This window comes from Campylobacter sp. FU_497 (assembly GCF_025772425.1).
Classification (GTDB): domain Bacteria; phylum Campylobacterota; class Campylobacteria; order Campylobacterales; family Campylobacteraceae; genus Campylobacter_D; species Campylobacter_D lari_C.
Map to the genome: position 1 here is coordinate 1 of NZ_JAKMSC010000035.1, position 2,222 is coordinate 2,222.

Annotated in this window: 1 protein-coding gene; it reads right to left on the bottom strand. The window is 27.5% G+C overall.

Translation table 11 applies throughout. The annotated features are described in order from the left end of the window. Positions 1 to 1,919 (bottom strand): ShlB/FhaC/HecB family hemolysin secretion/activation protein (locus L8W68_RS08150; RefSeq protein WP_263675754.1); only part of this gene is annotated, 1,919 nt, incomplete at its 3' end. Between the last annotated feature and the right edge of the window lie 303 nt (positions 1,920 to 2,222).

Genomic DNA, 2,222 nt, shown 5'->3' on the forward strand with positions numbered 1-2,222 from the left:
CCTACTGCATCTAAAAAATGCTCATCTGCTAATCTACTTCCTGAAGCTTTTTCATACCAAGCATAACCTACATCATAAAAAGGAGTAAAATAAAAATTCGTATTTGGTATATTTATTCTTATACCAAAGTTAGCTACTATGGTATTATCTCCATCACCTTCTCCATTATCATAAGCTCTTACTCCATAAGCTCCACCTAAAGATGAACTCTCAGAAGAATCTAATTCAAAATTCCCTAATACCTTTTGATAGTTTATATTTAAAGTATGAGTAATATACTCATTAATACTATAATAATTATTCACACTAGCATTGAGTTTTCTAAACCAACCAAAGCCTTTACCTCCACTTTTAGAGGTATCTCCAAATATAGTAGTGCCATCATCATACACCTTACCCACACTTACCTTAGCACTATAACTTAAGGTATTATTTTCAAAGCCTCTAAATAAACCCTCTAAACCCATACTACCTACATTAGAACTTTTATCAAAGGTTAAAAGATCTAAAGTTACATCACTAAGTATCTTGTGATAAATACTAGAAGTAAAGTATAAAGATGAATTAGTATTAATCCATACAGGATAAGAAAAGTCTATACCAAAATTTCTAGAAGTACCACTAAAACCTAAGCCTTCATAATCTCCACCTAAAGAATAAGAGCCTTGAGATATGCTTGGAGTGATTTTTAAATTTCCTAAAAAGAAAGTATAACTAGCTCCATAGTTGATTTGCTTTTCATTGCTTGATTGTAAGTAAAAATTATAATAATCTCCCATATTAAATATAGAATTAAATCCCATACTAATACCAGCTCTAATATCCCCTGCACTTTTAATACCATAATTATCAGCATATAATAATACATTAGCCTTAGTATCAGGAACTACTTCTATAACTATATCAGTTTCTCCTACATTCTCCCCTGCTTGTAAGCCTGCTAGGGTTTGTACCCCATACATTTCATTGACTTTATACACACTATCTTCTATTAATTTAGTAGAGATGATTTTACCTTTGATTCTTTCATTAAGCTTACTTTCAATAAAATAATCTTTTATAGTAGTTTTATTCTTTATTATATACTTACCTAATGTTCCTAAGGCTATGTTTATTTGCACACTATCTTCAAATTCTTGTTGAGGTACATAAGCTGTTGCTGCAGGATAGCCATTAACTTGGAAATAATAAGCAATGATATTAGATATATCTTGTAAATCTTGTAAGCTAAATTTTCTAGTGCTAAACTCACTAATGAGTAATTGCAAATCCTCTTCTTTAATACCTAGCTTTTTAAAGCTAGTGTTTTCATTAGTGATAACAAATTTGTATTTGGTTATTACTTTTTTAGTGGTGGTAGTATTAGTTTGATTACTTGAGTTAATAAAGTTAGTGTTAGAACTATTGTTTGTTTGATTATTTGGGTTGCTTGTATTATTGTTGGTATTGACTTGATTGTTTAATTTGGTAGTGTTGTTATTAAAACTATGATTGTTTGAAGCATTATTGGTATTAAAGCTATTATTAGTTGAATTAGAATTATTGTTTGTTTGATTATTTATACTAGAGTTAGTGTTAGTTTTGTCATTGTTTGTATTAGTGTTAGTTTGGTTATTTAGGTTGGTAGTGTTATTAGTTTGGTTGTTTGTATTAGTAGTTTCATCATTAGTTTCATTTTCTTGATTGAGTTTTTCTTTTAAAGCTTTCTTTTTTTCTTCAAAGTCTTTTTTAGCTTCTTGGCTTTTTATATAATCATCTTTGGTTTTTAGATTTTCTTTGATAGCTTTGTTTTGAGGGAGATTTCTATCAGGGGATAATTCTATAACCTTTTCTATATCATTTTTAGCTATGGTAATACTTCCATTATTAGCATAGACTAAAGAACTAATAGCTATAGTGCTAAGTAAAAGCTTTTTCATGGTTGTTTTTTCCTTTTATTTATATAAGCTTTTATAGTTTTAATCTATTATTATCTTTTACTAAGAAAGAAATTAAAACTATTTAAATAAATATTCAAATAAAAAGTTATAGGATAAATTAATTATCTTTGTTTTAATACTTATTTAAATATTCTTATTAATATACTTTATTTGTTATTTGTTTACTAATAAATACTTTAATAACAAGCTTGTTAAACTCATTTATAACCACTAGGATAAAAATCCTAGTAGTTTATATTACATACCTGCTACGCATGGATTCATAGTTTTATAATTATCACT